Annotated in this window: 21 protein-coding genes and 3 tRNA genes; 15 read left to right on the forward strand and 9 right to left on the reverse strand. The window is 65.6% G+C overall.

The genetic code is table 11. The features are described from left to right. Nucleotides 1–12 precede the first annotated feature (12 nt). The gene (folD, locus tag M2334_RS07875) at nucleotides 13–909 is read right to left on the reverse strand and encodes a bifunctional methylenetetrahydrofolate dehydrogenase/methenyltetrahydrofolate cyclohydrolase FolD (protein WP_264578979.1); all 897 of its coding nucleotides are present in this window, start codon (nucleotides 907–909) and stop codon (nucleotides 13–15) included. 401 nt (nucleotides 910–1,310) lie between these two features. On the opposite strand from folD, the gene M2334_RS07880 reads away from it, so the two are divergent. Beyond that, nucleotides 1,311–1,844: a PEPxxWA-CTERM sorting domain-containing protein gene (locus M2334_RS07880; protein WP_264605162.1), complete on the forward strand. Its 534-nt coding sequence runs from the start codon at nucleotides 1,311–1,313 to the stop codon at nucleotides 1,842–1,844. A gap of 93 nt (nucleotides 1,845–1,937) precedes the next feature. On the opposite strand, the gene M2334_RS07885 is transcribed toward M2334_RS07880, so the two are convergent. Then, nucleotides 1,938–2,417: a PH domain-containing protein gene (locus M2334_RS07885; protein ID WP_264605163.1), complete on the reverse strand. Its 480-nt coding sequence runs from the start codon at nucleotides 2,415–2,417 to the stop codon at nucleotides 1,938–1,940. 185 nt (nucleotides 2,418–2,602) lie between these two features. Here M2334_RS07885 and M2334_RS07890 point away from each other — a divergent pair, with 185 nt between their 5' ends. Then, nucleotides 2,603–3,985 carry an AcvB/VirJ family lysyl-phosphatidylglycerol hydrolase gene (locus tag M2334_RS07890; protein ID WP_264605164.1) on the forward strand — a complete coding sequence of 461 codons (1,383 nt, stop codon included), beginning with the start codon at nucleotides 2,603–2,605 and terminating at the stop codon, nucleotides 3,983–3,985. Nucleotides 3,986–4,000: 15 nt separating this feature from the next. Here M2334_RS07890 and mprF read toward each other — a convergent pair whose 3' ends face one another. From mprF to M2334_RS07905, 3 genes are read right to left on the reverse strand one after another with little or no spacing between them, the layout of a single operon-like run. Then, entirely contained in the window at nucleotides 4,001–6,550 is a 2,550-nt protein-coding gene (gene mprF, locus M2334_RS07895; protein WP_264605165.1) for a bifunctional lysylphosphatidylglycerol flippase/synthetase MprF, read from the reverse strand. Between the two features lie 24 nt (nucleotides 6,551–6,574). Next, on the reverse strand, nucleotides 6,575–6,985 hold the full coding sequence (locus tag M2334_RS07900; RefSeq protein ID WP_264605166.1) for a DUF2147 domain-containing protein: 411 nt from the start codon (nucleotides 6,983–6,985) through the stop codon (nucleotides 6,575–6,577). Continuing rightward, nucleotides 6,978–7,697: a virulence factor gene (locus M2334_RS07905; RefSeq protein ID WP_264594397.1), complete on the reverse strand. Its 720-nt coding sequence runs from the start codon at nucleotides 7,695–7,697 to the stop codon at nucleotides 6,978–6,980. The genes M2334_RS07900 and M2334_RS07905 overlap by 8 nt, the downstream gene beginning before the upstream one ends. Before the next feature lie 234 nt (nucleotides 7,698–7,931). On the opposite strand from M2334_RS07905, the gene M2334_RS07910 reads away from it, so the two are divergent. The 3 genes from M2334_RS07910 to M2334_RS07920 are packed head-to-tail and all read left to right on the forward strand — an operon-like array spanning nucleotide 7,932 to nucleotide 10,289. Further along, entirely contained in the window at nucleotides 7,932–8,213 is a 282-nt protein-coding gene (locus tag M2334_RS07910) for a hypothetical protein (RefSeq protein ID WP_264605167.1), read from the forward strand. Between the two features lie 19 nt (nucleotides 8,214–8,232). Beyond that, nucleotides 8,233–8,913 carry a winged helix-turn-helix domain-containing protein gene (locus tag M2334_RS07915; protein ID WP_264605168.1) on the forward strand — a complete coding sequence of 227 codons (681 nt, stop codon included), beginning with the start codon at nucleotides 8,233–8,235 and terminating at the stop codon, nucleotides 8,911–8,913. Next, nucleotides 8,910–10,289, forward strand: coding sequence for a sensor histidine kinase (locus M2334_RS07920; RefSeq protein ID WP_264605169.1), 1,380 nt, complete (start codon nucleotides 8,910–8,912; stop codon nucleotides 10,287–10,289). Before M2334_RS07915 ends, M2334_RS07920 begins: the two co-directional genes overlap by 4 nt. A gap of 110 nt (nucleotides 10,290–10,399) precedes the next feature. Here the strand turns inward: M2334_RS07920 and M2334_RS07925 are convergent, their stop codons facing one another. After that, nucleotides 10,400–10,588, reverse strand: a complete 189-nt coding sequence (locus M2334_RS07925; RefSeq protein ID WP_264587294.1) for a hypothetical protein — start codon at nucleotides 10,586–10,588, stop codon at nucleotides 10,400–10,402. Between the two features lie 177 nt (nucleotides 10,589–10,765). Next, nucleotides 10,766–10,855, reverse strand: a tRNA-Ser gene (locus M2334_RS07930). Nucleotides 10,856–11,003: 148 nt separating this feature from the next. Here M2334_RS07930 and M2334_RS07935 point away from each other — a divergent pair. From M2334_RS07935 to M2334_RS07980, 10 genes are all read left to right on the forward strand, one after another. Next, a complete protein-coding gene (locus M2334_RS07935; protein ID WP_264594402.1) occupies nucleotides 11,004–12,086 on the forward strand; it encodes a lytic transglycosylase domain-containing protein in 1,083 nt (360 codons plus the stop codon). Nucleotides 12,087–12,183: 97 nt separating this feature from the next. Continuing rightward, a complete protein-coding gene (locus tag M2334_RS07940) occupies nucleotides 12,184–13,344 on the forward strand; it encodes a D-alanyl-D-alanine carboxypeptidase family protein (RefSeq protein ID WP_264594403.1) in 1,161 nt (386 codons plus the stop codon). A gap of 8 nt (nucleotides 13,345–13,352) precedes the next feature. Beyond that, on the forward strand, nucleotides 13,353–13,982 hold the full coding sequence (gene tmk / locus M2334_RS07945) for a dTMP kinase (protein ID WP_264594404.1): 630 nt from the start codon (nucleotides 13,353–13,355) through the stop codon (nucleotides 13,980–13,982). Next, nucleotides 13,979–14,959: a DNA polymerase III subunit delta' gene (locus tag M2334_RS07950; RefSeq protein WP_264605170.1), complete on the forward strand. Its 981-nt coding sequence runs from the start codon at nucleotides 13,979–13,981 to the stop codon at nucleotides 14,957–14,959. The genes tmk and M2334_RS07950 overlap by 4 nt, the downstream gene beginning before the upstream one ends. Nucleotides 14,960–15,199: 240 nt before the next feature. Further along, entirely contained in the window at nucleotides 15,200–16,483 is a 1,284-nt protein-coding gene (locus M2334_RS07955) for an Nramp family divalent metal transporter (protein WP_264585122.1), read from the forward strand. 126 nt (nucleotides 16,484–16,609) lie between these two features. After that, a complete protein-coding gene (gene metG, locus M2334_RS07960) occupies nucleotides 16,610–18,175 on the forward strand; it encodes a methionine--tRNA ligase (protein ID WP_264605171.1) in 1,566 nt (521 codons plus the stop codon). Next, the gene (locus M2334_RS07965; RefSeq protein ID WP_264587289.1) at nucleotides 18,175–18,957 is read left to right on the forward strand and encodes a TatD family hydrolase; all 783 of its coding nucleotides are present in this window, start codon (nucleotides 18,175–18,177) and stop codon (nucleotides 18,955–18,957) included. Before metG ends, M2334_RS07965 begins: the two co-directional genes overlap by 1 nt. A 4-nt stretch (nucleotides 18,958–18,961) precedes the next feature. Further along, nucleotides 18,962–19,735 carry an MBL fold metallo-hydrolase gene (locus tag M2334_RS07970; protein WP_264605172.1) on the forward strand — a complete coding sequence of 258 codons (774 nt, stop codon included), beginning with the start codon at nucleotides 18,962–18,964 and terminating at the stop codon, nucleotides 19,733–19,735. A 40-nt stretch (nucleotides 19,736–19,775) separates the two neighbouring features. After that, nucleotides 19,776–19,952 carry a hypothetical protein gene (locus tag M2334_RS07975; protein WP_264587287.1) on the forward strand — a complete coding sequence of 59 codons (177 nt, stop codon included), beginning with the start codon at nucleotides 19,776–19,778 and terminating at the stop codon, nucleotides 19,950–19,952. A 93-nt stretch (nucleotides 19,953–20,045) separates the two neighbouring features. Next, nucleotides 20,046–20,132, forward strand: a tRNA-Leu gene (locus M2334_RS07980). A 222-nt stretch (nucleotides 20,133–20,354) separates the two neighbouring features. Here the strand turns inward: M2334_RS07980 and M2334_RS07985 are convergent. Next, nucleotides 20,355–20,429 (reverse strand) — tRNA-Glu (locus M2334_RS07985). A gap of 77 nt (nucleotides 20,430–20,506) precedes the next feature. Continuing rightward, the gene (gene recJ / locus M2334_RS07990) at nucleotides 20,507–22,255 is read right to left on the reverse strand and encodes a single-stranded-DNA-specific exonuclease RecJ (protein WP_264605173.1); all 1,749 of its coding nucleotides are present in this window, start codon (nucleotides 22,253–22,255) and stop codon (nucleotides 20,507–20,509) included. Nucleotides 22,256–22,339 lie beyond the last annotated feature (84 nt).

Raw genomic sequence — 22,339 nt, forward strand, 5'->3', positions numbered from 1 at the left:
CTGGAACACTGATCAGCCTTCCTTATTGGCCGCGATTCGCTCGGCTGACTGGATGGTGTTCTCCAGCAGCATCGCGATGGTCATCGGGCCGACGCCACCCGGCACGGGCGTGATGTGGCTCGCCTTTTTGGAAACGCCCTCGAAATCCACATCGCCGACCACGCGGCCATCGGGCAGGCGATTGATACCGACGTCGATCACCACCACACCGGTCTTCACCATCTGCGGCACGATCAGGTTCGGGACGCCGGCCGCGACGACGAGAATATCGGCGAGGATGGTCCACTGGCCGAGATCCCGCGTCTTGGCATGGCAGATCGCGACCGTCGCATCATTGGCCATGAGCATCAGCGCCATCGGCTTGCCGACGATGTTGGATGCGCCGACCACGACGACATTGCGCCCTTCGATGGGGATGCCCTCATGCTTGAGCAGGTTCATCACGCCATAAGGCGTGCAGGGCGGGAAGACCTGGCGCCCCACCACCAGCGCGCCGACATTGTAAAGGTGGAAGCCATCCACGTCCTTCTCGGGCGCGATCGTCTCCAGCACCTTCTCCATGTCGATATGCTTGGGCAGGGGCAACTGGACGAGAATACCGTGGACATTGGGATCGGCATTCAGCTTGCCGATCAGCACGAGCAATTCCTCATTGGTGATGGTGGCCGGGTGACGATGGCTGATCGACTTGATGCCGACCGCCTCGCAGGCCTTCACCTTGCGGCTGACATAGATGGCGGAGGCGGGATCCTCACCAACCAGCACAACCGCAAGACCCGGCGTTACGCCGCGCGCCTGAAGTGCCTCGACCCGCGCGCGCTGCTCGTCGCGCATCTTGAGGGCGACGGTCTTGCCGTCGATCAGCTTGGCGCCGCCCACTGGCCGATTGTCCGTTGCGAGAGCGTTCACGCGATCCTGCCTTTCTGATGCGGCCTGTGATGTCGGCCCATTTGCTGTTCGTCCCGATCCCATGCCCGGCGGTCGCGCGCGTCACGCTTGATCTCTCCCAGGTGGAATGCCCTCATAGAGCCTTCTGCTCTTTAAGGGCCGCGACGCAGCAGGTGCAGCCAAGCAATTGATCTTTGGCGCCGTCCATAAGTGGCGGGATAATTCAAGTCAAACGAGGCTGGGGCTTTCTCAGGAATGCCTGATGGGCCCGGCGTAGCCTTACCGCGCTGGACCATCGAAGCGATAAAGAGTGGCCCATTTTAGAACAGCAATGGTTAATATCGTTGTTAATCAATTTTAAAGGTCTGCTATGTCGCTCGCTGTCAGCTGCAGAGTCGCAGCGACACATGTGGGAGACTATCATGCGTAAATCACTTTTGGCGGCGGCTTCGCTCGGTGCGATGCTGCTGGCGGCAGCGCCTGCCTCTGCAGCAATCACCTTCACGCTGGATGACGTGAACTTCATCGGCGGTGGTGCGCTGACGGGATCGTTCACCACCAGCGACGATCTGTCGACACTGCTCGATTTCTCGATCAGCACCACGGCAAACAATTACGGCTTCTTCGGCAATTTCCCGGGTGACACCTACACGCTTGCGGATGCGACAAGCGTCGCCTGGTCGTCCACCCTCGGTCTGGGCGCTACCTTCGTTTCGCCGATCTCGGCGATCGCGCTGGTCTTCGCGAGCCCGCTCACGGCTGATGGCACGTCGCTGGCGCTCTCGAACGAGACCGTCGTGAAGTGGAATGGCGGCACGCGCTTCGCCCTGTCCGGCAGCGTTTCGCCGGTTGCGGCGCCCGTGCCTGAGCCGGCAACGTGGATGATGCTGATCGGCGGGTTTGCGATTGCTGGTACGATGATGCGTCGTCGTCGCACGACTGTCAGCTTCGCCTGAGTCGAACGCTCGATTTCAAGGAAGCCCGGCTGGAAACGGCCGGGCTTTTTTGTGCGCGCCGTTCTCGCCGGTCCGGCAGCGCGCCCGGTGCGCTCACATATCGATTTCGCGCACGCCCTTGATCCTGCGCGCGCGCTCGACGCGGTTGCGAAGCTCGGTGCGAATATGGCGGGCATTTTCGAGGTTGCTGATACGCAGCGCTGTGCGTTGATCGCCGCCTTCGCCCGTCAGATCCGAGGAGATGATTTGTAGATTGCCGACGTCGAACATCTGCTGGATGATCGAGAAATCCGCGCGCACATCCTTGATGCGGTAGAGTTCGATCTCCTCTTCCGTCCGGGCGAGGATGCCCTGCCGAATGAACAGGCGCTCGCCGCTCAGCTCGTACCATGTCATGCGATAGCGCAGCGCGACCACGCCCACGGCAATAAAGGGAATCCCCAGCAGCAGGATCGATCCGGCCAAGGTCAGCCAGCCCTTGAAGGATTTGAGCAGGAAGGCGGACATGGTTGGGCGAAATCCGATGACATGCTCGGTCTGCCATCCCGCCATCTGAACTGCTCTGCCGGTCATGCTCTGCTCCATCCTCGCCGCGCTCTAGTCGGCCGGGGCAGGGGGCACGTCAAGAGGGGTGAATGATCGCTTTTGCGACGAGCCCATCTTGCGTCTCGCAGAGCAGCGGGCGCTGTAGTATTCCGGCCCGCTAGAGGCATCGGGCGACGCGGTCGCCGACGGTCGGATCGAAGGCGAGGTAGAACATGCGCAAGAAACTGCTCGACTTTCTGGCGTTGGGATTGCTGGGTGCGGTCAGCGCGACTGCGCAGGGGCGCACACCCTCCGCCGCGCCGGGCGCATCCTATCGGCTTGCGCCCTTTGGCGCCGTGCATGTCGACCGGCCGGCCGGTGCGCCGCAGGGTGTCGTGATTTTCCTTTCGGATTCGCCGACGGCCGCCCCGATCGCGCGGGGCTTGAGCGAGCGCGGGTTGCTGGTCGCGACGGTTTCGGCCGCTACGTTGCTCAAGACCGTTCAGGGTTGGCATCAACGCTGCCTCAACCTGAATGCGCCGATCAACGATCTCTCCAAGGATCTCCAGCATCGTGCGGGAATTGAGGCCTATCTCAAGCCCGTGCTGATCGGCCAGGGTACGGGAGCGGCCCTGGCCTATGCCGCGCTCTCGCAATGGCCCAACGCGCCCTACCGTGGGGTGATTTCGATTGGTTTCACGCCGCAGGTGACCAGCGCCAGCCCTTGGTGCGCGACCGGCGGCGCGTCCTTTGCGCGAGCCGGGCAGACCGGCCGCTGGTCGTTGAATCCGAACAGGCAGATTGGCGTGCCGTGGCTCGTCATGGGCACGGCGGCGCAAGTCGGCCGGACGCAATCCTTCGTGCGCGCGGTGCCGGGCGCCAACCAGAAAACGCTGCCCCCAGCCGCGCAGGCATGGCCGCAAGCCATCGCCGATGCGACGATGGCGCTGCTGCCGCGCGACCAGCCGCGCCCTCCCGCCGGCGCGCTCCCGCACCTCACCATGCCGCTCACATTGGTGCAGGCGGCGCCGACGCCGATGAACCGCGATCTGATGGCGATCATCTATTCGGGCGACGGTGGCTGGGCGAGCATCGACCGCGACGTGGCGAGCCAACTCGCTGCGGCAGGGATACCGGTGGTCGGCGTGGACAGCCTCGAATATTTCTGGACCGCGCGCACGCCTGCCGGGACCGGGCGCGATCTCGCGGCGCTCATCGACATGTTTAGCGAGCGATGGGCGCGTCCGCGGGTTCTGCTCATCGGTTACAGCTTCGGCGCGGATGCCCTCCCGTTCATGGTCGATGCTCTTCCGTCGGCTGTCCGCAGCAAGATCGAGCGCGTGTCCCTGCTGGGCTTGAGCAGCACGGCGGATTTCCAGTTTCACCTCAGCAGCTGGCTGGATGTGGGCGATAACGGCGGGCTGCCGACCATTCCGGCGATTACGCGGCTGCGGGGCCTGGCGGTCCAGTGCGTGCGCGGGCAGGATGAAGACGAGAGTGCCTGCGGCAAGATCCCGCAGGGGGTCGCCCAGCAATATGTCGTGCCTGGAGGCCATCATTTCGATAGCAATGCGGCGTTGCTGGCGCAGATCATCCTCGCTCGCAAGCGCCCCTGAAGCGCTGACGATGGATCAGGTCTGGGGGCTGCCGCCGATGAGGCTCTGCAGGTCGATCAGCGCGCGGGCGAGCGAGATGCCCTGAGGCCCGGCGATGTACCGCGGCTCCCATTCGGGCGAGAATTTCTCCTTATAGGCGCGCAGCCCCTCAAAGCCGTAAAAGGCATTGCCATGCTGGTAGAGAAAAGCCCCGAGCTTTGACCACAAAGGCGCGAGGCGGCGCGCTTCCAGGCCGGAGAGCGGCGCCATGCCGATGTTGAACCAGCGATAGCCCTGCTGCTGTCCCCACTGCATCAGGCGGATGAAAAGAAAATCCATGGTGCCATAAGGTGCGGCGTCGTCATGGCGCATGAGGTCGATGGAGAGTTCCGAGCGGGTCTGTGTCGGCCAGATATTGGCGAAGGCGACGATCTGCCCCTGACTGCGCACGACGGCACAATCGAACCTTGCCAGATAGGCCGGGTCGAAGCGGCCGACACTAAAGCCCTTCTCGCGCTGGCCCTTGGCCTTGAGCCAGAAATCGGAAACGCGCTCGAGCTCGCCCATATGGGCGGGCACATCGGTGGCAGGGATGAACTCGAACGTCGCGCCCTCGCGCGTCGCCCGGCGCTCTGCATGGCGCAGCGACTTGGCGCTGGGGCCATCGAGCGAGAATGTCGCGAGGTCGACATGGGCTTCCTCGCCATATTTGGTGATGCGCAGGCCCAGCTCAATGGCCGTCGGCAGAGCGACCGGGCTGATCTGGTAGAGCAGCAGGCGCCCCTGCGCCGCGTCCGCCTTTTCGCGCAGGTCCCAGAGCAGGTCCGACCATTCGTCCTCGGCGCCGACGGGATCGCCCATCACGATCCAGCTCGCTCCCTTGATCTGATACATCAAAAAAGCGCGGCCGCTTGGCGAGTGGAGGAAGCGCTTGTCTCCGGTGAAGGCAAGATTTGCGTCGGTCCGATCCGCCAGCGCGAGAGCGGCGGGGGACGGCTCATCGCCCTCAGCTTCTACGGCGCGTTCGGCCCGGGCCGGCTCGAACAGGCGGGCAAGGCCGACGCCCACGAGCAACACCGCGACGGCAAGACTGGCGCGCAGGAATCGCGCAGCATCGGCGCGCTCGGCAAAGCGCCACCATAGATCATTCTGATAATCCACATGGCGGTAAGCGAACAGACCGATCCAGATCGACAGGCCGACCACCACCGCAATCGTCGCCAGCCAGCCGGGCGAGAAGGCTTCCGCCAGCAGACGTGTGCGCCGGTAGAAAGCGGGCTTGGACCATTGCAGCGCGGCCGCGATCAGCAGCATGACGCCCGCTTCCTCATAATCCAGGCCCTTCACGATCGAGAAGACCGCACCAGCGAGCAGCAGGAGCCGCGTGAGCCAGAAGGCCCCGTCGAGGCGACGGTAGAGGCCGGCGGAGAGCACCAGTAGAGCCGCGCCGATCAGGCTCCCGGCCATGTGGGAAAGCTCCACGAACGGCAGCGGCACAATGTCGGACACGGTGTTGGCGCGCCAGGGGATGGTCGGCAGCGATCCGGAGATCAGCAGCACCGTGCCGCCGAAAAAGACCAGCGCGGAGATCATCAGCGGCGCCATGCCGGAGGCGACGACCTGAGCGCCACGCAGCGTTCGCCCGATGGGCTTATGCCACCGAGCGCCCTCCTGCACCACGATCAGCACGGCCGCCACAATCAGCGGAGCGATATAGTAGATGAGGCGATAGGCCAGCAGGGCGGCGACCAGCTCCGGCCGGTCCACATTGGGCAAGGCAATCAGCATGATTGCCTCGAACACGCCAATCCCGCCCGGAACATGGGTGATGAGCACGGCGACGATTGCTAGGGTATAGCCGATGAAGAAGGCCGGCCAGGCGCTGATCTCGATGCCGGGGATCAGCACGAACAAGGCCGCGCTGGCCGCCGCGAGATCGAGCGCGCTGATCCCGATGAGCGCGATGATCTGCTTGGCCGGCGGCAAGGGGACCGACCAGCGACGGACGTGCAACGTCCGCCCTCGTCGTCCGGACCACAGGAGGACTGCAGCGGTGGCGAGCAGCAAGGCGAGCCCGATCGCACGCAGCAAAGCGGGCGGGGCGACCATCCCGTCATAAGCCAGCGCCTCGGGGCGCCAGGCGAGCATGGCACCGGAAAGCACGAACACACCGCTCCAGAAGGTGAGGCTGGCGATCAGGATCACGCGGGCAATATCCCCGGCGCCGAGCCCAGCCGCGCTGTACACCCGATATCGCGCCGACCCGCCGGTCAGCAGCGAGAGGCCGAGATTATGGCTCAGCGTGTAGCTGGTGAACGAGGCGATCGCGGCGGTGCGGTAAGGCAGCGGGCGCCCAATGGTGCGCAGAGCCATCACATCATACATAGTCAGCGCGGCATAGCTGCACGCGGTGAGGAGCGCGGCAGCCAGAAAGGCGAGTGGAGGCAAGGCGTGGAATGCCGCCCGCACGTCGCGCAGATGGACCTCGCGCAGCAAGTGGCTGAGCGCCACGAAGCCGAGCACGGCCAACAGCAAGGCAACGCCGATGGTCAGGATCGTGCGATGGCGCTGAGTCATGGTCTTCATCTGCTCCCCGGAGGCCATCGGGCGCTATTCGGCCTGAACCTGGCGGACCCAGATCTGGCTTTTGCACAGCCAGCCGCCGATCAGGCAACCGGAAATCTTCACCCGATCCCGGTCGAGCTGCTCGATGGTGGACGAGAAGGTGCGGCCAAGGTCCGGCACATAGACGCGGCCCGCCCAATGCCCCGGTGACTTGGCATGATAATCCTGCAGGAGTTTGGTCCCGATCAGCCTGGAGACCCCAGCGTCGGCGGCATCGGCAAGGGCGGTCGCGTTCGCCCAGCTCACCCAGCCGCACAGGCCGCCGTCGCAATCGCCCGTGGTGACGACCACCGTGCCGCGCGGATTGATCCAATGCCCGGCAATGGCATTCTCGGCATGGGCCGGCGTGAAGGCGCCGATCATGGCGGCAACGGCTATGGCGAGCAGCTTACCCATGAGGATTGATCCCGGCCGAGGTCATCGCGTCGAACAATAGCCCCCTAACCGCCTCGACATCCCAGTTCAGCTGATGCCCACCGGGCAGACCCTGACTGCGCAAATTAGGCAGGTGCAGGCGCGGACAGAGGCTGTGCGGTTCTTCCTTGCCGTAGACGCAGAGCAAGGGGAGCCAGCTGAGCGTGCTCGCGGTAGGCAGGGCATCATGCTCGGTCTCCCAGAAGCTCAGCACCTCGCCTGGCGATGCACGATACTCGACCGTCGCGCCGGGCACGAAGAGCGCCGCCAGAGCGATATCGCGCCGCTGCGCCTGCGGCAGGTTGGCGAGGCCGACATGGAGCATATCCGCGCCAAAGGATTGGCCGATCAGCACCACGCGCCCCTGCGGGTTCACGGCGCGCGCCTGCGCCAGTGCCTGGGTGATGAGCGCAGCAGCCTCAGATGGGGTGCGGGTCTGGCGATAATAGGTCAGGCTGTTGACGCCAACCACCGGGATGCCAGCCGCCTCAAGGCGCTGCGCGATCTTGGGGCCCATGCCGACGCGAAAGCCCATGTCGCCGGAAAAGATGACCGCCACGGGCGCACCGGCGCGGGGCTGGTAGCCGGCGGGCCGCAAGACCGTAAACGGGTCGCTGCCGAGATAGCCCAGCCAGCCGAACGCCATAAGCACCAGAGCCGTGAGGGCCGCGAGCGTGATTGCCGTCTTCCGCATCCGTCCTCCGCGCCTCGTCATGCTGCTCTCATGTTCATGATCGTCCGAGGGTTATCCTCTGGCAGCGACAGCCGGTCAACGCGGTGGCCGCTTCATGAACTTCATGTCATGTGGCGGTCAGCCGCTCGCCATTCGCGATGGTCTAGGCCGGATGTCATGGGCCTCCCGAACCGCCTCCTCTATATCTTTCTCGTTCCGCTGGCGGGAGCGCCACCCTTGCTGTCCTCTCACCTCGTGCCCCCGTCCGCGGCCGCGCCTCGCCATGCTGCGCATGCCGGGTTTACGCTGGGCGAGGACAAGGCTGGCCGGATCGTTGTGACCAGCCTGCGGGACGGGCAGGCAGGGGGCGGGCCGATCGCGGTGGGCGATCAATTGCGCGCTGTGGATGGGCATGCAGTGCGAAGGCTCGGCGTGGCGCGGCACATGATCGACGACCCCGCCCATTGCGACATTCCGCTATCGCTGGCGCATGGCGCCGTGCGATATGAGGCCCGCGCTCGGCGATGCGGCAATTGATGGCGGCAGGGACGGTGGAATGGGCAGAAAAATACTCCTGATTGAAGATGATCGTGCGACGGCCGAGTTCATCCTGAAGGGGCTGGCGGAGCACGGCCATGTCGGCGATCACAGCGCGGATGGACGCGACGGCCTCTTCATGGCGACCGATGGTGGCTACGACGCGATTATTCTCGACCGGATGCTGCCGGGCATGGATGGCATGGCCGTGCTGGGTGCGCTGCGTGCTGCCGGCATCGAAACACCAGTGATCCTGCTCACCGCGCTCGGCTCCGTCGACGACCGCGTGACGGGGCTGACGGCGGGTGCCGACGATTATCTGGTCAAGCCCTTCGCCTTTGCCGAACTGCTCGCCCGGCTGGAACTGCTGATGCGCAAGCGCGGCCATGGTACATCCGTGGAGACGACCCTTGCCTGCAGCGATCTCCACATGGACCTGCTCAAGCGCACGGTACAGCGCGGCGGCCGACGCATCGAGCTTCAGCCGCGCGAGTTCCGGCTGCTCGAATATCTCATGCGTTACGCAGGGCAGGTCGTCACCCGCACGATGCTGCTCGAAGGCGTGTGGGATTATCATTTCGACCCCGGCACCAACGTCATCGACGTGCATGTCAGCCGCTTGCGACGGAAGATCGATACCGAGGGCGACGTCCCGCTGATCCACACCGTGCGCGGCGCGGGCTACCGGCTGGGCGAATGAGTCGACCGGGTGTCGCATCCGGGGCGGGCCTGCGCTGGCTGCGCTCGTCGCATGTCCGCTTCATGGGCTGGATATTGCTGCTGGAGCTGGTCTTCGGCGCGGCATTGCTGGCCTCGGTCACGCAGTTCGTGCGCGCCGACCTCGCGGCGGCCGACCGCAGCATCGCCGTTGAGGATCGCGACAGCCTGCTGATGATCGGCCGGGACGAAGGTGCGCAGGCGCTGAACCGGGCGATCGCCGAGCGAACGGCGGAAGATGACGATGCCCTCATTCTGCTCGTGGATCGCAACGGGCGCAAAGTGGGGGGAAACCTCTCGGACTGGCCGCCCAATGTCACGGCCGAGGCGGGCTGGACGCGCGCCGAGCTTTATCGGCTGGGAGATGCAGAGCCTGCCCCCTTCGGCATCACCGCCGCGCGGCTGGGCGATGGGCGCCGCTTGCTCGTCGGCCGCCGCGCCGAGGCCAGCGATCAAATCCGCCAGACCGTCCACGAGGCCCTGCTGACCGCGCTGGCGCTCGCTTTGCCGCTCGCGCTCGCCGGCGCCTGGTTCGTGGTGCAGATCATCGATCGGCGGATCGGACACATCGCCGCGACGGCAGAGGGCGTCAGCGCGGGTGATATCGAGCAGCGCGTGCCGCTGCACGGTTCCGGGGACAGCTTCGACCGGTTGGGGGAGGCGATCAATGGGATGCTGGACAGGATCGGCAGCCTGATCGGCGAACTGCGCACGGTCACCGATAGCATGGCGCACGATCTGCGCTCGCCATTGACCCGCCTGCGCGCACGAATCGACCGGGCGCTGGAGACGGACGATCCGGCCGCGATGCGCGCGGCCATCGAGGGCATCAGCCGCGAGGCGGACCAGTTGCTCGCCATGCTCACCACCGCGCTGGAGATCAGCCGCGCAGAAGCGGGCATCGGGCGCGAGCGCTTCCGGCCCACGCTGCTGGGCGAGATGTTCGCCGATCTGGAAGACTTGTACGCGCCACTTGTCGAGGAGCAAGGCCGCAGCCTTTCCATCGCAATCGAGCGGCCGATCGAGGTCAGCGTCCATCGCGAACTGCTAGGGCAGGCGATCGCGAACCTCCTCGACAATGCGCTCAAATACGGCGCGGGTGCGATGACGCTGTATCTGGATCGCGAGGGCGCAGACGTGATCATCGGTCTTGCCGATGAAGGCCGGGGGATCGCGCCGGATCGGGAAGCAGAGGCTTTGCGGCGCTTCGGTCGGCTGGATGCCGCGCGCGGGCAGGCGGGCGCAGGGCTTGGATTATCGCTCGTCGCGGCCGTGGCGCGCATGCATGGCGGTCAGGTCCGTTTCACCCGCCGCCATGGTCTGTTCGCGGTTGGAATTCTCATCGGCTTGGGAGGCTGAGCGGCCTTCGGTCTGCTTCCGCTGCCGACAGGATCATGCCTGTCTCGATGAAGCAGTCGACCGGAGCCATGCGGGCAAGGGGAGGGACGGCATGGCTCCGGTGACGGGGGTCACTTCTTGTCGGTCGTGCTCTTGGCCGGGGCAGCGAGCGATGCAGTCGTCGTGCTCTTGGCCGGCTTGGCGGGCTTGGACACCTTGTGAGGGCTTTCCTTCGCCGGTGCCGTCTTGGCCGACGCGACAACCGGCGTGGCAATGGCTGCGAGGGATGCCAGGCCGGCAATGATCAGGCGACGGTTCATGAGGGTATCTCCTTCAACAAGCGACCCTTCGTGGATCGCAAGCCCCTTATGGCCCCGCGCACCGAACCGGAGCATGGCGCCTGCATGAACTTTTGGACATGTGGGCAAGCGGGGTGGCGCACGATCCGCTGCCGCCAAAGAATAGCGACCGGAAGAGAAAGTCCGCGTGAGAAGATTTGGCGGACAGGGTGGGATTCGAACCCACGGTGAGCTTCCACCCACGGCGGTTTTCAAGACCGCTGCCTTAAACCACTCGGCCACCTGTCCGTTGTCCCGCGCCCTAATCGAAACTGTTCAGCAAAGGAAGCCCGCGCGAGCGAGGGATTGTTGCGCGGGCGGTTCGTCGCAGGGGCGATGCGTCCAATTGCGGAGGCTTGCCTTGCGCGCCGTGCGTCAACTCTGCCAATATGCACCGATGACAACGCACTCGCTTCGCCGTCGGCTCCTGCCGCTATGCGGTCTCGCTCTTGGTCTATCCCTCGCGGCGCAGGTTCCTGCAAATGCGCAGGCGCTGCCATCATCGAACGATCCGGTGGATGCGCAGACGGCGGCCGGGTTCACCGGCTATCTGGAGAGCCTGCGGGGTAAGGCGCGGGCGCAGGGCGTGAGCGATGCGACATTCGACCGTGCAATTGCTGGGCTGAGCTTCAATCCGCGCGTCGCGGCCCTGGATCGCGGCAATTTGCCGACAGCTGACAATGCCCCGATTCCCGATTTCGAGCCGTATCGCCAGCGCCATATCGATGCGCGGAAGATTGCCCGCGGCCGCGCCGTCTATAATGCCAATCGCGCGCTGCTGGTGGCGATCGAGCGCGATACGGGCGTACCGGAGGAGATCATGGTCGCGATTTACGGCCATGAGACCAATTACGGCACGATCAGCGGCGATTTCGACCTGCTCCGCTCGCTGGCGACGCTGGCTTATGAAGGGCGCCGGCGTGCGCTGTTCGAGCCGGAGCTGCTGGCCGTGATGGCGATGATGCAGCGCGGCGTGCCGCGTGAGCGGCTGGTCGGCAGCTATGCTGGCGCGTTTGGCTATCCGCAGTTCCTGCCCAGCGTCTATCTGCGCGATGCGGTGGATGCCGATGGTGACGGGACGCCCAATATCTGGTCGAGCGAGCCCGATGCGCTGGCCTCCATCGCCAATTATTTCCAGCGCGCCGGCTGGCGCAAGGGCGAGCCTTGGGGCGTCGCGGTGCGCTTGCCGACCGGGTTCGATCGAGGCCGGATCACCAGCACGCTCAATCCCACTCGCTGCCCGCGCGTGTTCGGTCGTCACAGTCGCTGGCTTTCGATGCGCGAGTGGCAGGCGCTCGGAATCACGCCGGAGGGCGGCTCCTGGCCGGATGGCAGCATTCAGGCGACGCTGATCGAGCCGGATGGCCCGGGCAAGACGGCCTATCTGCTCACCGGCAATTACCGCGTGATCCTCGATTACAATTGCTCGAACTTCTACGCGCTGTCCGTCGGCCTGCTGGCCGATGCGGTGCGGCCTTGATCCGGGGCTAGGCAGAGCCATGGCGGATGGCTAAGGACGAAGCGAAGCCGCGATGCCCGCAGGGCGCGCGATGACCTGTCAACGACCGGATTTTCCCATGCGCGCACTTCTGCCGATTGCCCTCGTTCTGCCGCTCTTCCTGTCCGCCGCGCAGGCGAACACGCCGAGCTACACCTCCGAGGCCTCTGTGGCCTATATGATCGATCTGTCGTCCGGCCGGGTGCTGTTCGACAAGGATGCGGACCGGCGGATGCCGCCGGCCTCGATGGCCAAGATGATGACCGCGCATGTGGCGTTCAATCTCATCAAGCAGGGCAAGCTGCGGCTCGACCAGAAGTTCACCGTCCGTCCGGAAACCTGGCGCAAGTGGCACAGCCAGGGCTCGACCATGTTCCTCTCCGTCAATGAGGAAGTCTCGGTCGAGAACCTGCTGCACGGCATCGTCACGCTCTCGGGCAATGATGCCTGCGTGGTGCTGGCCGAGGGCATTGCCGGCTCGGAAGAGGCCTTCACCGATCTCATGAATGCCGAAGCCAAGCGGCTGGGCATGACCAACAGCCATTTTGCGAACACCACCGGTTGGCCCGACGAAGGCCGCACCTACACCACCGCCCGCGATCTCGCGACGCTGGCCCGCAACACGCTGGACGAGACGCCGGACCTCTACAAGCAATTCTACACGGTCAAATCCTTCACCTGGGGCCAGACCATGGGCGGATCGGAGATCAGCCAGGCCAATCGCAACCCGATTCTCGGGCGTGTGGATGGCGCGGATGGCCTCAAGACCGGCCATACCGAGGAGGCAGGCTACGGCTTCACCGGCTCGGCCCAGCAGAATGGCCGCCGTCTCGTGATGGTCGTTGCGGGCCTCACCAGCTTCAATGGCCGCGTGGAGGAATCGGTGCGCTTCATGGACTGGGGCTTCAAGGCCTGGCGGTCCAAGCCGCTGGCGAAGAAGGGCGTTACCCTGGGACAGGCGCAGGTTCAGGGCGGCTGGGCACGCTCGGTCGATCTGGTGACGCCGCGCGATCTCGTCGCGACCGTGCCGATTGCGGCGGCGAATGGCGAGATCAAGGCGCGTGTCGTCTATCGCGGCCCGATCAAGGCGCCGATCGCGCAGGGGCAGGAGATTGCTCATCTGGTGGTGGATGCCGGGGACGGCACCACGCAGACCTTGCCGCTTGTAGCCAAGGAAGCTGTCGCAGAAGGCGGCTTCTTCGCGCGCCTGTGGAACGGCTTCCTCTCCTTCTTTAGCTGAGTACCGACATGACGCGCGGCCGCTTCATCACGCTGGAAGGCGGGGAGGGCGTCGGCAAGTCCACGCAGGCCCGTCTGCTCGCGGAGGCGCTTGAGGCACGCGGCATCGAGACAGTGCTGACCCGCGAGCCCGGTGGCAGCGAGGGGGCCGAGGCCATTCGCGGCCTCCTGCTCTCCGGTGCGGCGGATCGCTGGAGTGTGCGCGCCGAGGCGCTGCTGTTCGCTGCGGCCCGGGCCGATCATGCCGAGCGCACCATTCTGCCGGCCGTGGAGGCCGGCAAATGGGTGATCTGCGACCGTTTTCTGGACAGCAGCCGTGCCTATCAGGGCGTGGGCGGCGCGCTGAGCGACGAGGACATTCTGACCCTTCACCGCATCGGCTCGGGCGGGCTGTTGCCGGATCGCACCCTGCTCCTCGCCCTGCCGCTCGATGAGAGCAGCGAGCGGGCCGGCACGCGGGATGCCGGGGCGGTGGACCGGATCGGCGGGCGCGATGCTGGTTTTCACCGCGATGTGGCCGAGTCCTTTCGTCGGTTCGCAGCTGCTGAACCTGTGCGTTTCCGGGACATTGATGCCAGCGGATCGATGGAGACGGTGCGCGATCGGCTGCTGGCCGCGCTCGCCGACTGGCTGCCATGACGCGCTGGCTCGGCCATGACGAGCAGATCGCGGCGCTGATCGAGGCCAGCGCGACGACCCGGCTCCATCATGGGTGGATCTTCGCCGGGCCGCGAGGGCTGGGCAAGGCCGGGATCGCCTATGATTTCGCTCGGCGGCTACTGGTGAGCGGCGCGGGTCGTCCCGTTCCGTCCGACCGGCTCGCACCGGACCCCACCGACCCGGCCATGCGCCTTTTCGACGGCGGGGCCCATCCCGATTTCATGCGGCTCGAACGACTTGAGCGCGACAGCAAGACTGACAGCGGCGCACTCGCCCGCAACATCACCGTCGATCAGGTGCGCAGCCTCTCGCGGCTGCTGCACAGCGCGCCCTCCATGGGCAGCCGGCGGGTCGTACTGATCGACAGCGCGGATGATCTGGAGGCGGGCGCGGCCAACGCCCTGCTCAAGAGCTTGGAAGAGCCGCCGACGGGTGCGATCTTCCTGCTCGTGGCGCATCGGCCCGGTCGCCTGCTGCCCACTATCCGCTCGCGCTGCCGGGTGATGCGCTTCGCACCGCTCGATGATGCGAGCATGGCGCAGGCGCTGGCGACCGCGCTGCCGGAGGTGCCAGAGCCTGAGCGCGCCGCGCTGGCGGCCAGTGCCGAGGGATCGCCGGGGCAGGCGATCGTCAATCGGGATCTGGATCTGCCCGGGCTGGAGCGTGCGCTCGATGCCATCGCGCAGGGTGGACGCGGTGGGGAAGGCGCCCGCGCCGGCCTGATGAGCGCGCTCTCGGGTGTCGCGGCACGCCCCCGCCTCGAAGCCTTTGTCGATCTTGTGCCGCGCTACATTGCCCGCCGTCTGCGGGGTGCGCCCGCACCCAGTCTCGGGCCGGGCATCGCCGCCTATGAAGAAGCCCAGCGTATCGGCGCTGGCGCGGTCACCCCGCTGCAACTGGAGCCGGGTGCGCTGGTCTACACCTTGTGCGAGACCGTGGCGCGCGTCGGGCGATAGCTGCTCGCTGGCCTTTCTGCATAGGGTGCTCCTGCGAAGGCAGGAGCCCAGGGCACAACCGACGGACCTAGCCGCCCCAGGCTCCTGCCTTCGCAGGAGCGCATCCAAGCGTACATCATCGGCTCGCTCCGCAGGAAAATCACCACACCGCCAAAATCGCGCTATACCCCTCGCGGGACAGCAAGTGTGGGGACTGACAGGATGGTGAGTGAGCACAGGCAAACCCGAGATGCGCCCGACTTGCCTTCCACACCGATAGACGAAACCCCGCCCGTCGGACTGGAGCGCTGGAAACGGCTCGGCCCCGGCATCGTCGTGGCCGCGACCGGCGTCGGTGCCGGCGATCTCGTCGCCACGCTCGTTGCCGGCGCGCGCTTTGGCTATGCGTTGCTCTGGGCCGCCGTCATCGGCTGCATCATCAAGATCGCGCTGGCCGAGGCGACCGGGCGCTATCATCTCGCCACCGGATCGACGATGCTGCAAGGCTGGCGGTCGCTCGGCCATTGGACGAGCTGGTATTTCGGCATCTACATCCTGATCTGGGGCTTCGTGTATGGCGGCACGGCGATGAGCGCGACTGCGCTGCCGCTCGCTGCGATGTTTCCCGGCCTGTTGCCGTTCTGGGCGTGGGGCATGGCCTCGGGCCTCGCCGGCGCGCTGTTCGTCCTGTTCAATCGCTATGCGGCGTTCGAGGCCGTGATGAAGCTGCTGATCGGCGTCATGTTCGTCGTCGTTGTCGGGCTTGCGATCCTCGTCATGCCGGATCTCGACGCAGCACTGGTCGGCCTCGCGCCCACGCTGCCGGAGGGCTCGGCCATTTACACCTTGGGGCTCATCGGCGGCGTCGGCGGCACGATCACGCTCGCGGCCTATGGCTATTGGGTCAACGCAAAGGGTTGGCGCTCCCCAGCCTGGATCCCGATGATGCGGTTCGACAATCGCGTGGCCTATGTCGCGACAGGGGTCTTCGTGATAGCCATGCTCATCGTCGGTGCCGAACTGCTCTACACCGCGCAGATCGCGCTTTCCGGCGGTGATCGGGGCCTGCTCGATCTGGGGGCGGTGCTGGAAGCGCGCTTCGGGCGCACCGTGGCGACCTTGTTCCTCATCGGGTTCGCGGCGACGACCTTTTCGTCGGTGCTCGGCGTCTGGCAAGGCGTGTCGCTGCTGTTCGCGGACTTCGTCCGCAGTATCCGGGCGGAGCGAGCGGGGGAGACTGCCGTGCATGATCCGGCCATCGCGGCGACGCTGGACCGGACGCCGGCCTTCCGCTTCTATGTCCTCTGGCTCACCTTCCCGCCCATGCTCCTGCTGTTTCTGGGCCAGCCTTTTGCGCTCATCATCGCTTATGGCGCGTTCGGCGCCTTCTTCATGCCCTTCCTCGCCGTCACGCTCATGTGGCTGCTGAATTCGAAAGCCGTGCCAGCGCAATGGCGCTCGGGCTGGTGGTCGAACCTGATGCTGGGGCTGGCTTCGCTGTTATTTGCGGTGTTGTGCGTGGATCAGATCCGCTCGCTGCTATAGGTCACGGCTTTCCGCGCGGCGCTGTGCTGGGAGGTCGGAGAGGAGTCTAGGCATCCTCCCTGTACCCGGCTAGAGAAGCCGCAAGCGAAAGCCGCGCCTCAGACGGCCCTTATCCAGCAGGACATCATGCCCAAACCCTTCACCATTACCACGGCGATCAGTTACCCCAATGGCCGCCCTCATATCGGCCATGCCTATGAAGCAATCGCGACGGACGCCTTCGCCCGCGCGGCCCGGATGATGGGGCGGGACGTGTTCTTCCAGACAGGCACCGACGAGCATGGCCTCAAAATGGCGCAGGCCGCCCGTGCGCGCGGGGTCGAGCCTGTCGCGCTGGCCGATGAGATGTCAGGCTATTTCAGGGAGATGGATGATCTTCTGAACATTAGCTATGATCGCTTCATCCGCACCAGTGAGCCGGCCCATCATACCGCAAGCCAGGCCATCTGGCAGGCGATGGTCGACAATGGCGACCTTTATCTGGATCGCTATGAAGGCTGGTACTCAGTCCGCGATGAGGCATATTATGATGAGAGCGAGCTAAGCCTCAGCGATGGCGGGGAAAAGCTCTCCCCGCAGGGCACGCCGGTCGAATGGACTGTCGAGGAAAGCTGGTTCTTCCGCCTCTCGGCCTATCAGGACGGCCTGCTCGCGCTGTATCGCGATCAGCCGGACTTCATTCAGCCCGAAAGCCGCCGCAACGAGATCCTCCGTTTCGTCGAGGGCGGGCTGCGCGATTTGTCTGTCTCGCGCACCAGCTTCGATTGGGGCGTGAAGGTCCCCGGCTCGCCGGATCACGTCATGTATGTGTGGGTGGATGCGCTCACAAACTATCTCACAGGTTGCGGCTATCCCTCTGATCCAGAACGCATGGCGCGCTACTGGGCGGAAGGGGGCGACATCGTCCACATCATCGGCAAGGATATCGTACGCTTCCACACGGTCTACTGGCCGGCCTTCCTGATGAGCGCGAAACTGCCTTTGCCGAAAACGGTGTTCGGCCACGGCTTCCTGCTCAACCGCGGCGAGAAGATGTCCAAGTCACTGGGGAATGTTGCCGATCCGGTCGAGCTGGCCGAGGCCTTCGGCGTCGATCCGCTGCGCTACTTCCTGCTGGCCGAGGTCGGCTTCGGCAATGATGGCAGCTATAGCGCGGAAGCCATTGTTCATAAATCGAATACCGAGCTTGGCAACGCCTTCGGCAATCTCGCCCAGCGCGTGCTGAGCTTCATTGCCAAGAATCTGGAAGGCCGCGTGCCCACACCGGCACCCAATGCCGATGATGAGGCCTTGCTGGCGCAGGTGCGGCAGATTGCCATGCAGGATGTTCCGGGCGCATTCGAGCGCTTCGCCCCGCACGAGGCGATCCAGGCCTGGCTGCGCGCGGCCTATGCCTGCAATGCCTATGTGGATGCGCAGGCGCCCTGGGCGCTCCGCAAGACCGATCCGGCCCGTATGGAGGCCGTGCTGGCGACGCTCTACGTCTGTATTGCCACCCTGGCCGTCTCGGCACTGCCGGTCATCCCGCGCAGCGCAGAGGAACTGCTCGACCGCATGGGGCTGCCCCAGGATGCGCGCACCTTCAGCGCCATCGGCACGGACTGGTACACGCCGCTGCGCGCGAGCGGCCATGTCGTCGGCCCGCAGCAGCCGCTCTTCCCCCGCCTTGAACCCCCCGCAGCGGAAGCCTGATGCTCGTCGATAGCCATTGTCACCTCAATTATGAGGGGCTGGTGGAGGATCAGCCCGCCGTCCTCGCCCGTGCGCGTGCGGCGGGGGTGGGCACGATGCTCAACATCTCCACCCGCGAGCGGGAGTGGGCCGCGATTATCGGACTGGCCGAGCGCGAGGCGGACGTCTGGGCGAGCGTCGGCATTCATCCGCATGAGGCGGACAGCCATGCCCATGTCGATACCGCCAAGCTTGTGGCCGCTGCGGCCAATCCCCGTGTCGTCGGTATCGGCGAGACCGGGCTGGATTATTATTACGACCATAGCGATCGCGTCCAGCAGCAGACGAGCTTTCGCGCCCATATCGCCGCCGCGCGCGAGACCGGTCTGCCGATCATCATCCATACCCGCGATGCCGAGGCGGACACCGCCGCTATTCTGCGGGACGAGATGGGGCAGGGGACATTCACCGGAGTGATCCACTGCTTCACCGCCAGCGATGCCTTTGCCGATATCGCGCTGGACCTCGGCCTGTTCATCAGCATTTCCGGCATCGTGACCTTCAAGAACGCCAAGGCATTGCAGCAGACGGCGGCGCGCATTCCGGCCGATCGCTTGCTGGTGGAGACGGATTCGCCCTTCCTCGCGCCGGTGCCGCACCGCGGACGGCCCTGCGAACCGGCGTTCGTCGCCGATACCGCGCGCTTCCTGGCCGATCTTCGTGGCGAGCCTCTGGAGGCGCTGACGCAGGCAACGACGCACAACTTCTTCACCCTGTTCTCCCGCGCCGTGCCGGTCGCGTGACGCCATGACGCTCAAGCTGGTCATGTTGGGGAGCGGCACCTCCTCGGGCGTTCCGCGCATCGGCAATGATTGGGGGCAGTGCGATCCCGCCGAGCCGCGCAACCGCCGCACCCGCGTCTCGATCCTTGTCGAGAGTGCGACCACGCGGTTGCTGGTCGATACCTCCCCGGATTTCCGCGCGCAGATGCTGTCGGCCGATGTCGTGCATCTGGATGCCGTCTTCTGGACCCACGACCATGCCGATCACTGCCACGGCATCGACGATCTGCGCCAGATCATGCATTATCGCGGCACCCCTGTGCCGGGCTATGGCCACCAGGCGACCATGGCGGCGTTGCGCAGCCGGTTCGATTATGCGTTTGATGGCCGCGAAGGCTATCGCGCGACGATCGCCGGCCATGATCTGCCCGCCAGGGGTGTGACAGTGGGTGACATCGCGGTCACCCATGTCGATCAGCCCCATGGCTTCATCTCCTCGAGCGGATTCCGATTCTCGTACGGGGGCCGGTCGCTGGCCTATGCCACGGATTTTCACGAGATGACCGATGCGATGGTCTCGCTCTATGCGGGCGTGGATTGTCTCGTCATCGATGCGCTGCGCGAGCGGCCGCACCCGACCCACGCCCATCTGGCGCTGACGCTGGAGGCGATCGCGCGGATACGTCCCGGCCGTGCCATCCTCACCCACATGGATAACAGCATGGACTACGCACGTCTGCGCGCCATGCTTCCCGAAGGCGTCGACCCCGGCTACGATGGTCTGACCGCCCTGATCTGATCGCCCTTCGCGGGCGCACGTTCCAGCAGGAGAGTTGGCCATGACCGATATGATTGCGCACAGCCTCTGGTTCGTCCTGGCCTTCGTCCTCGTCGGCAGCAGCCTGGCCCTGCGCCGCCTTCCGCTCCACCATCTGGTGAAGATGATCCTCGTCTGGATCGCGATTTTCGCCGCTGTCTGGATCGTCGTTCTGGCCATTCACGGCCTCTCTGGCTGACCCCAACACAATATTTTGCATCAATCCCATCTTATCTGTCCGAGGCTGTTGACACCCCCGAACAGCCCCCCTAAAGCGCCGGTCCTACCCCGTGCCCAGATGGCGGAATTGGTAGACGCACCAGCTTCAGGTGCTGGCGATCGCAAGGTCGTGGAGGTTCGAGTCCTCTTCTGGGCACCATTTTTCTGACACCCCCAAGTAGCGATGATTTCGCTCTTCCCACGCTGGGGAAGGGGTTTGGCGGCTGTGTCTTTTCCCCTTGTAGCCGGCCCCCTGACACCACACGAATTTTGCGGTCGCGAGCCGCACATGCGCGTATCCGATCACCGAAGGGATGATCGCAGGTCAAGAATCTGTTTTGGGAGATGAAGGGCTTTTCCAAGCCTGCCCAGCCGGGAAGGCTGGTGACCCCTACGGGAATCGAACCCGTGTTTCAGCCGTGAGAGGGCCGCGTCCTGACCGCTAGACGAAGGGGCCACTGAGCGAGCGATGTGCATCGCTGCCGTGAGAGGGCGCCTTTACGGGGATGGTCTGGCGCGGTCAAGGCCATTTGCTCAGGCGATGGCAAGATCCTCGATATGCAGCTCCGCGGCGGGGCGGGAGCCCCAGTCGTCGATCTTTGCGCGGCCGGCGAGCCAGAAGCGCGTGCCGGCGCGGGAGGAGAGCAGCATCTGCCCAAGCTCGGTCTCTGCCTGACGGAACGCCATGGCCTTCAGCGAGCGGCCATCCTCGCCCGCCACGATGGCGCGGACGTGGCTCGTCCCGACGATATCGGCGCGGACGACGCGCACCGGCCCCAGCGCAACGCGGGGCGCGGGCCAGCCATTGCCGAAGGGGCCGGCCTGCTCCATCGATTGGATCAGCTCCGGTGTCAGTCCGGCCGGCGCCACCAGCAGGTCGATGAGGAGAGCGCGCGCGGTGGCGGCGCGGGCGACATCCTCGCGCAGCCGCTCCTCCAGAAACTCCGCCAGCGCGGTCACATGCTCGCGGCGAACGGTGAGCCCGGCCGCCATGGCATGCCCGCCACCGGCCACGAGCAGGCCGTGGTCCTTGGCGGCCAGAATGGCGGCACCCAGATCAACGCCAGTGATAGAGCGCCCCGAGCCCTTGCCGATGCCGTCCTCGTCAATGGCGATGACGATGGCCGGGCGGGTGATCTTTTCCTTCAGGCGCCCGGCCACAATGCCGATTACGCCCGGATGCCACAGATCGCCGGCGATCACGGCGACGGAGCGCTCGCCCAGCTCTGCGAGAAGGGCTTCGGCTTCCTCTTGCACTGTCGCCTCGATCGCGCGCCGCTCCTGATTGAGCTGATCGAGCTCTGCGGCGAGCATGGCGGCTTCATCGGGGTCGGCGGTGGTAAGCAGGCGCACGCCCAGATCCGAGCGGCCCACGCGTCCGCCCGCGTTGATGCGGGGCCCCAGGGCAAAGCCGAGGTCCGAGCATTGCGGTGCACGCTCCAGCCGGCTTGCGGAAAGCAGGGCGTTGAGGCCGATATTGCCGCGCCGCGCCATCGCCTTCAGCCCCTGGGCGACAAAGGCGCGGTTGAGGCCCCGGATAGGCGCCACATCTGCGACCGTCCCCAGCGCGACCAGATCGAGCAGGTCCAGCAAGCGCGGTTCCGGGCGGGCGGCGAACCAGCCCCGCGCACGCAAGGTGCGCACCAGCGCGGCGCCGAGCAGGAAGGCGACGCCGACCGCGGCGAGATGGCCATGGCCGGCGGCCTCATCGGCCTCATCGAGCCGATTGGGGTTGACCAGCGCAAGGGCAGGGGGGAGCGAGGCGGCGCATTTGTGGTGATCGACGACGATGACATCCAGCCCCACGGCACGTGCGGCCTCCAGCGCGGCAAAGGCCTGGGCGCCGCAATCGACCGTGACGACAAGGCTGGCACCGCCGCGTGCCAGTGCCACCAGCGCCTCGCCGGATGGGCCATAGCCCTCCATCAGTCGGTCGGGGATGTAAACGCCGGCATCGAGCCCGAGCTCGCGCAGCAGCCGGACGAGCAGTGCTGCGCTCGTCGCGCCGTCCACGTCATAATCGCCGAAGATGGTGACCGATTCCCGATCGATAACGGCTGCGGCGAGCCGCTCGGCGGCGCGGTCCATATCCTGGAAGATGGACGGATCGGGCAGGAAGCTGCGGATGGTCGGCGCCCGCTCGCGCTCCAGGCTGTCATGCGGGCACCCCCGCGCGCGCAGCAGATCGTCCACGAGATTGCCGCCGCTGCCGCAGGGCTCAGGTCCGCGCCAACGCCAAGCACGGCCGGTGAGCGATCGATCGATATCCAGAGCAAAGCGCATAGCGCCACCTTAGCCGAGCTTGTGGGGGAAAGGATAGGAGCGTCGTGATCGGGGTGGGGTTAGTCTTCGCCGCGTGCTGGGTAG

The organism is Sphingobium sp. B11D3D, from assembly GCF_025961755.1.
Taxonomy (GTDB): domain Bacteria; phylum Pseudomonadota; class Alphaproteobacteria; order Sphingomonadales; family Sphingomonadaceae; genus Sphingobium.

Excerpts from the sequence above, each read along its gene's own strand:
- mprF (WP_264605165.1), bottom strand. The coding sequence starts at position 6,550 with ATGAAGACCATGACTCAGCGCCATCGCACGATCCTGACCATCGGCGTT.
- M2334_RS07885 (WP_264605163.1), bottom strand. The coding sequence starts at position 2,417 with ATGACCGGCAGAGCAGTTCAGATGGCGGGATGGCAGACCGAGCATGTC.
- M2334_RS07920 (WP_264605169.1), top strand. The coding sequence starts at position 8,910 with ATGAGTCGACCGGGTGTCGCATCCGGGGCGGGCCTGCGCTGGCTGCGC.
- metG (WP_264605171.1), top strand. The coding sequence starts at position 16,610 with ATGCCCAAACCCTTCACCATTACCACGGCGATCAGTTACCCCAATGGC.
- M2334_RS07950 (WP_264605170.1), top strand. The coding sequence starts at position 13,979 with ATGACGCGCTGGCTCGGCCATGACGAGCAGATCGCGGCGCTGATCGAG.
- M2334_RS07905 (WP_264594397.1), bottom strand. The coding sequence starts at position 7,697 with ATGCGGAAGACGGCAATCACGCTCGCGGCCCTCACGGCTCTGGTGCTT.
- recJ (WP_264605173.1), bottom strand. The coding sequence starts at position 22,255 with ATGCGCTTTGCTCTGGATATCGATCGATCGCTCACCGGCCGTGCTTGG.
- M2334_RS07880 (WP_264605162.1), top strand. The coding sequence starts at position 1,311 with ATGCGTAAATCACTTTTGGCGGCGGCTTCGCTCGGTGCGATGCTGCTG.
- M2334_RS07970 (WP_264605172.1), top strand. The coding sequence starts at position 18,962 with ATGACGCTCAAGCTGGTCATGTTGGGGAGCGGCACCTCCTCGGGCGTT.
- M2334_RS07935 (WP_264594402.1), top strand. The coding sequence starts at position 11,004 with ATGACAACGCACTCGCTTCGCCGTCGGCTCCTGCCGCTATGCGGTCTC.
- M2334_RS07900 (WP_264605166.1), bottom strand. The coding sequence starts at position 6,985 with ATGGGTAAGCTGCTCGCCATAGCCGTTGCCGCCATGATCGGCGCCTTC.
- M2334_RS07975 (WP_264587287.1), top strand. The coding sequence starts at position 19,776 with ATGACCGATATGATTGCGCACAGCCTCTGGTTCGTCCTGGCCTTCGTC.
- M2334_RS07965 (WP_264587289.1), top strand. The coding sequence starts at position 18,175 with ATGCTCGTCGATAGCCATTGTCACCTCAATTATGAGGGGCTGGTGGAG.
- tmk (WP_264594404.1), top strand. The coding sequence starts at position 13,353 with ATGACGCGCGGCCGCTTCATCACGCTGGAAGGCGGGGAGGGCGTCGGC.
- M2334_RS07925 (WP_264587294.1), bottom strand. The coding sequence starts at position 10,588 with ATGAACCGTCGCCTGATCATTGCCGGCCTGGCATCCCTCGCAGCCATT.
- M2334_RS07940 (WP_264594403.1), top strand. The coding sequence starts at position 12,184 with ATGCGCGCACTTCTGCCGATTGCCCTCGTTCTGCCGCTCTTCCTGTCC.
- M2334_RS07890 (WP_264605164.1), top strand. The coding sequence starts at position 2,603 with ATGCGCAAGAAACTGCTCGACTTTCTGGCGTTGGGATTGCTGGGTGCG.
- M2334_RS07915 (WP_264605168.1), top strand. The coding sequence starts at position 8,233 with ATGGGCAGAAAAATACTCCTGATTGAAGATGATCGTGCGACGGCCGAG.